This window comes from Streptomyces sp. NPDC005791, assembly GCF_042871485.1.
Lineage (GTDB): Bacteria > Actinomycetota > Actinomycetes > Streptomycetales > Streptomycetaceae > Streptomyces.
Genome location: NZ_JBIAIP010000008.1, coordinates 125728 through 131958, shown reverse-complemented (window position 1 = coordinate 131958; position 6231 = coordinate 125728). Strand labels below are relative to the sequence as shown.

The following is a 6231-nucleotide window of genomic DNA, read 5'->3' as shown; positions in this document are numbered from 1 at the left end:
ATGGGGGAGTAGGGGGTGGGGGCCCCCCGCCCCCCCGCGGGGGGGGGCGCCGGGGGGGGGGGGGGGGGCCCCCGGCCCCCCCCCCGCCCGGCCCGGGGCCCCTCACGTACGAGTACCTCAGAGGTCGTGGCTACGGGCCTCCGCGGCGCGGGCGCTCTGCTCCGCCTTGCGGGCCTTCTCCGCCTGCTCCTCGGCTTCCATCTCCGCGAAGACGTCGATGGGCGGCGGTGCCTTGGCCAGGAAGACCCAGGTCAGATACACCGCGAGCAGGAACGGCGGAATCTTGAGCGCGACCAGCACCCAGCCGAGCTGCGTGGTGTCGGCCCACCAGTACAGCGGGAAGAGGATCGCGCACTTGGCGAGCAGGATCAGGCCCCAGGCGTAACTGGCCTTGGCGTACGCCTTCTTGCGGCCGGGGTTCCTGGTGCGCCAGGAGAGGTTCTCCTTGAAGACCGGGCCGAGGATCAGCCCGATCAGGGGCACCCCTGCGACGGTCGTGACCAGGTACGCGAGGGCCAGTCCGAGCGTGTAGATCATGCCCGGGAGGTAGAAGTCCTTGGCGTTGCCCGTCATCATCGCGAAGACCACGCCGAAGCCCACGCCGAAGACGCCGCTGAAGGCGTGCTTGACGGTGTCCTTGCGGACGAGCCGTACGGCGACGAGGACCAGGGAGATGGCCAGGGCGGCGACGGCCGAGGCCTTCAGATCCTTGTTGATGGTGAAGATCGTGACGAAGAGCAGCCCGGGCAGGACTGTCTCCACCATGCCCCGTACGCCGCCGAAGGCCTCGAAGAGCGCGGCTTCCGTGACCGCCTTCGCGTCGGCGTCCTGCTGGTCGGTGCGGTGAGGCTGGTCCATTTCGGACGTCGGCTTGTCGAGAGACGTCACCGGCTACTCCTTGCCGAGCGGTCGGAGTTCGTATTTGGGATTGAACAGCACCCGGCGCCCGTGGCTCATGGCCACGCGGCCCGACGCGATGAGCTTGCGGCCCGGCTCGATGCCGACGATGGAACGCCGGCCCAGCCAGACCACGTCGAGCGGCGCGGTGCCGTCGAAGAGCTCCGCCTCCAGGGCGGGCACTCCGGCCCGCGGGCGCAAGGTGACGGTCCGCAAGGTACCAGTGACCTTGACTATCTGCCGGTCCGTGCACTCGGAGATGCGCGTGCAGCCCGAAGCATGCGTGTCCTCCCGCAGCTCCTCGGACTCGAGGTCCTCCTGGGAGCTGGACAGCCGGTCGAGCATGCGACGGAAGCGGCCGGACGGCTTGTCCGCCCTGCCGGACTTCTCGGATCGGGGTACAGCGCTCATACCCGAAGGGTACCGGTCTCCTGTGATGCGGACCGGCCCGCACACGTGTCACCTGAACGAGTGAGGGCGGTCACTCCGGGACGGGCCGTCCCCGCTCGAAGCGGTAGCCCATGCCCGGCTCGGTCACGAAGTGCCTGGGGTGCGAGGGATCCGTCTCCAGCTTGCGGCGCAGCTGCGCCATGTAGACCCTCAGATAGTTGGTCTCGGTGCCGTACGACGGCCCCCAGACCTCCTGGAGCAGCTGCTTCTGGCTGACGAGCCGCCCGGCGTTGCGGACGAGGACCTCCAGCAGGTGCCACTCGGTGGGTGTGAGCCGTACGTCGCGGCCCTCACGGTGGACCTTCTTCGCCGCCAGGTCGACGGTGAACCCCTCGGTCTCGACGATCACCTGGTCGTCGCCCGCGTCCTGGCCGACCGGCTCCGCCCGCCGCACGGCGGCGCGCAGCCGGGCCAGCAGCTCGTCCATGCCGAACGGCTTGGTGACGTAGTCGTCGGCCCCGGCGTCCAGGGCCTCGACCTTCTCGTCGGAGGTGTGACGGGCGGAGAGCACCAGGATCGGCACCCGGGTCCAGCCGCGCAGTCCCTTGATCACCTCGACGCCGTCCATGTCCGGGAGCCCGAGGTCGAGGACGACGACGTCGGGATGGCGTGCCGCAGCGAGCTGCAGGGCGGTCGCCCCGTCGGGTGCCGCGTCCACCTCGTACCTGCGCGCCTTCAGGTTGATCACCAGCGCGCGTACGATCTGCGGCTCGTCGTCGACCACGAGCACCCGGGTCATCGCGGACCTGCCTTTCCGGAATACGTGTACGGAGCGGGAACGCGCCCCGGGGATCTCATGTGGTGAGGTGCGCGGGCGGTACGGGGCCGGCCCGTACCTGTCCGGGCGCGGCGGTGAGGGTGAGGACCATGGTGAGGCCCCCTCCGGGGGTGTCCTCGGCGTCCAGCGTGCCGCCCATGGACTCCACGAAACCGCGGGCGACGGCGAGCCCGAGGCCGACTCCGGCGCCGCGTGGAGCGTCACCGTACCGCTGGAACGGTTCGAATATGCGTTCCTTCGCATCATCGGGGACCCCACGGCCGCGGTCGGTCACCCGCAGCTCGACCCGCTCACCCAGGGAGCTCGCGGCGACGGCGACGCGCGCCCGGTCGGGGCTGTACTTGACGGCGTTCTCGACGATGTTGGCGACGGCCCGTTCCAGCAGACCCGGGTCGACGGCGACCATGGGCAGGGTCTCCGGGATGTCCAGGTCGACGCTGCCCTCCGGCACGCCGCCCAGCGCCATCGGGACGACCTCGTCGAGGTCGATCTCACGGATCAGCGGAGTGACCGTGCCGGTCTGGAGGCGCGACATGTCGAGCAGATTGCCGACCAGGTGGTCCAGCCGGTCGGCACCGTCCTCGATGGCCGCGAGGAGCTCCGCCTCGTCCTCGTCGGACCAGGCCACGTCGTCCGAGCGCAGGGAGCTCACAGCGGCCTTGATGGCGGCCAGGGGGGTACGCAGGTCGTGGCTGACGGCTGCGAGCAGAGCGGTCCTGATCCGGTTGCCCTCGGCCAGCCGTCTGGCCGCCTCCGCCTCCCCCACCAGACGCTGCCGGTCGAGCACCACGGCGGCCTGCACGGCGAAGGCGCCGAGCACCCGCCGGTCCTCTGCGGGAAGCACCCGGCCGGAGAGCGCCAGCGCCATGTGGTCGCCGACGGGCATGTCCACGTCCGCGTCGTCGGGCCGGGCCACCGGTGCGGGGCCGACGGACCCGGCGCAGGTCCATGGATCGACGTCGCTCCGGCGCTCCAGGAGGGCGACGGACTCCATGGCGAAGGTCTCGCGGACCCGGTCCAGCAGGGCGTCCAGGGCGGTCTCGCCCCGCAGGACGCTGCCGGCGAGGGCGGAGAGGATCTCCGACTCGGCGCGCAGCCGGGCCGCCTGGTGGGTGCGGCGGGCCGCCAGGTCGACGACGGAGGCGACCGCGACCGCCACCGCGAAGAAGATCACGATGGCGACGAAGTTCTCCGGGTCCTGCACGGTCAGGGTGTGGGTGGGCGGGGTGAACCAGTAGTTCAGGAGCAGGGAGCCCGCCGCCGCAGAGGCGAGCGCGGGGGCCAGTCCTCCGAGCAGCGCCGCGGTGACGGTCATGAAGAGGAAGAGCAGGACGTCGTTGGCGAGCCCCGGCCCGTCCTCCATGCCGTGCAGGAGCAGGGTGAGGAGGGCCGGTCCGCCGACGCCGGCCAGCCAGCCCGAGATGATCCGGGCGCGGCTGAGCCGGGCCCCGCGCGCGATGGGCAGCCCGCGCCCCTTGGCGACCTCTTCGTGCGTGACGATGTGCACATCGAGGTCGGGACCCGACTCACGGGCGACCGTGGCGCCCACCCCGGGGCCGTAGACGTACTGCCAGGTCTTGCGGCGGCTGGAGCCGAGGACGATCTGGGTGGCGTTGACACCCCGGGCGAACGCGAGGAGCGCCGAGGGTATGTCGTCGCCTATGACGTGGTGGAAGGTGCCCCCGAGGTCCTCCACGAGGGTGCGCTGGACGGCGAGTTCCTTGGGCGAGGCGGAGGTCAGTCCGTCGCTGCGCGCGATGTACACCGCGAGGATCTCGCTGCCGGAGCCCTTGGCGGCCATCCGGGAGGCGCGGCGGATGAGTGTACGGCCCTCGGGACCGCCCGTCAGTCCGACGACGATGCGCTCGCGGGCCCGCCAGGGGGCGCTGATGTCGTGTTCGCCGCGGTACTGCTGGAGGTACTCGTCGACCCGGTCCGCGACCCACAGGAGCGCCAGTTCGCGCAGGGCGGTGAGGTTGCCGGGGCGGAAGTAGTTCGACAGCGCCGCGTCGACCTTGTCGGACTGGTAGATGTTGCCGTGGGCCATGCGGCGGCGCAGCGCCTGGGGCGACATGTCGACGAGCTCGATCTGGTCGGCCCGCCGGGCGACCTCGTCGGGGATGGTCTCCTGCTGCCGTACGCCCGTTATCGACTCCACGACGTCGCCGAGCGACTCCAGGTGCTGGATGTTGACGGTGGACACCACGTCGATGCCGGCCTTGAGAAGTTCTTCGACGTCCTGCCAGCGCTTGGCGTTACGGGCGCCCGGGACGTTGGTGTGGGCGAGTTCGTCCACGAGCGCGACGGCCGGCGCCCGTTCCAGGACGGCGTCGACGTCCATCTCCGTGAAGACGGCCGAGCGGTGTTCGATGTCGCGGCGGCGGATCTGCTCCAGGCCGTGCAGCAGCACCTCGGTGCGCGGCCGGCCGTGGTGCTCCACGAACGCGACGACGCAGTCCGTACCCCGCTCCACCCGGCGGTGGGCCTCGGCCAGCATCGCGTACGTCTTGCCGACGCCGGGTGCCGCACCCAGGTAGATCCGAAGCTTGCCGCGTGCCATGGCCCCATTGTCTTCTCTGAACCGGCTGCCGCGGATACGGGAAGCCGTGGTCGAAGCTACCCCGAAAATTTCCGGCATATGGGGTCAGGGCCGGGCGCGGGGTCCGTATTGACGGAATTCTGATGCGGGGCCGCTCCACGCCTCCTCGACGATGTGCCCGTCGCTGAGTTCCAGGACCCGGTCGGCGAAGCCGAGCAGCTGCGGGTCGTGGGTGGCGACGAGAACTCGTCGGCGATCAGGAGGGCGGGCGGGTTGGCGAGGGCACGGGCGATGGCGCCGCGCTGCTGCCGGTCGCCGGAAAGCTCTGCGGGGCGCTGCTCGGCGTGGTCGCCGAGACCCACCGGCGCGAGCAGCGGCGCCACTCGCTCCTCACGCTCGTGAGGGTCGGTCCTGCGCAGGCGCATGGCACGCCGACGTTCTGGGCGGCGGTCAGGACGGGGAGCAGGCCGAAGGACTGGAAGATGAAACCGATCCGGTCCCTGCGCAGTTCCGGCAGCCCGTGCTCGCCGAGCCCGGAGAGGCCGGTGCCGCCGACGGTGATCCGGCCGCCGTCCGGTGTGTCGAGACCACCGACGAGATCGAGCAGGGTGGTCTTGCCCGATCCGGAGTCGGTGTTCCCTGTCATCGCTCTTCCCCGTAGGTACGCCGCCTCGCGTACCGCTCCCGTAGCAGCCGCCGGTATGTGCGTGGGGCCCCCGGGAGGCAACGGAAAGGCCGGTGGGCCGCGCCCCCTCCCCGGGACGCGGCCCACCGGCCGGAACGAGCCGGTGCGCGGTCAGCGCACCTCGGTGATCTCGGGCCCCCGCTGGAGCTGCCCCATGCCTCCGGAGAACTTCGAGCTCTCCTGGTCCTCCTGCTGCACGCCCTCGGGCACCATCTGGGCATCGTCGGGAAGCTTGAGGACGATCGGGTCCCGCGGAGCCATGGGGCCCTCGCCACGGACGACGACGGTGTCCCGGAAGATCGTCTCCAGCAGCCCGGCGGCCTCCGGCTGCACCGCGCCCTGGCCGGAGATCACTCCGCGCAGGAACCAGCGCGGTCCGTCCACGCCGATGAAGCGCACCATCTGTACGCCGTTCTTCCCGTCAGGGAGCTGTACGGGGACCTGGGCGCGCAGTTCCCAGCCCAGCGGGCCCTCGACCTCGTCGATGACCCCGCCCTGCTGGGTGATGCCCGAGGCGATCTCCTCGCGCACCTCGCCCCAGATGCCCTCCTTCTTGGGGGCGGCGAAGGCCTGGAGCTGGACCGCGCTGTCGCGCAGCACGACGGTGGCCGCGACGATCGCGTCGCCTGCGACCTCCACCCTGAGCTCCATGCCCTCGACGCCGGGCACGAAGATGCCGCCCAGGTCCACCCGGCCCTCGCCGGGCTGGGACACCTCGGAGATGTCCCACGGCCCGTCGGGGCGGGGGGCCGGCGGAAGGTTCGTGCGGCGCGAGCCGCTCGCGGCCCCGGTGTCGTCGAGCTCGTCGGCGACCTGCTCGGCCTCGCGCGTCTCGTCCGCCGTGTCCTTGGCGGAACCACTGTTCTTGCGACGTCCGAACAC

5 protein-coding genes and 1 pseudogene are annotated in these 6231 nt (G+C 71.3%); all 6 read right to left on the bottom strand.

The window, feature by feature from the left end:
• Positions 1-117: 117 nt before the first annotated feature.
• A complete protein-coding gene (locus tag ACFYSH_RS17675) occupies positions 118-888 on the bottom strand; it encodes a DUF3159 domain-containing protein (protein WP_359466021.1) in 771 nt (256 codons plus the stop codon).
• 3 nt (positions 889-891) lie between these two features.
• Positions 892-1308, bottom strand: a complete 417-nt coding sequence (locus tag ACFYSH_RS17670; RefSeq protein WP_359466023.1) for an OB-fold nucleic acid binding domain-containing protein — start codon at positions 1306-1308, stop codon at positions 892-894.
• A gap of 70 nt (positions 1309-1378) precedes the next feature.
• Positions 1379-2086 (bottom strand): response regulator, encoded by a 708-nt coding sequence (locus ACFYSH_RS17665; protein ID WP_359466025.1) that lies wholly within the window; start codon positions 2084-2086, stop codon positions 1379-1381.
• A gap of 55 nt (positions 2087-2141) precedes the next feature.
• Positions 2142-4685 (bottom strand): DUF4118 domain-containing protein, encoded by a 2544-nt coding sequence (locus ACFYSH_RS17660; protein WP_359466027.1) that lies wholly within the window; start codon positions 4683-4685, stop codon positions 2142-2144.
• 84 nt (positions 4686-4769) lie between these two features.
• Positions 4770-5367, bottom strand: a pseudogene (locus ACFYSH_RS17655) (ABC transporter ATP-binding protein).
• 93 nt (positions 5368-5460) lie between these two features.
• A complete protein-coding gene (locus ACFYSH_RS17650) occupies positions 5461-6231 on the bottom strand; it encodes a DUF3710 domain-containing protein (RefSeq protein WP_359466029.1) in 771 nt (256 codons plus the stop codon).

Excerpts from the sequence above, each read along its gene's own strand:
- ACFYSH_RS17670 (WP_359466023.1), bottom strand. The coding sequence starts at position 1,308 with ATGAGCGCTGTACCCCGATCCGAGAAGTCCGGCAGGGCGGACAAGCCG.
- ACFYSH_RS17665 (WP_359466025.1), bottom strand. The coding sequence starts at position 2,086 with ATGACCCGGGTGCTCGTGGTCGACGACGAGCCGCAGATCGTACGCGCG.
- ACFYSH_RS17660 (WP_359466027.1), bottom strand. The coding sequence starts at position 4,685 with ATGGCACGCGGCAAGCTTCGGATCTACCTGGGTGCGGCACCCGGCGTC.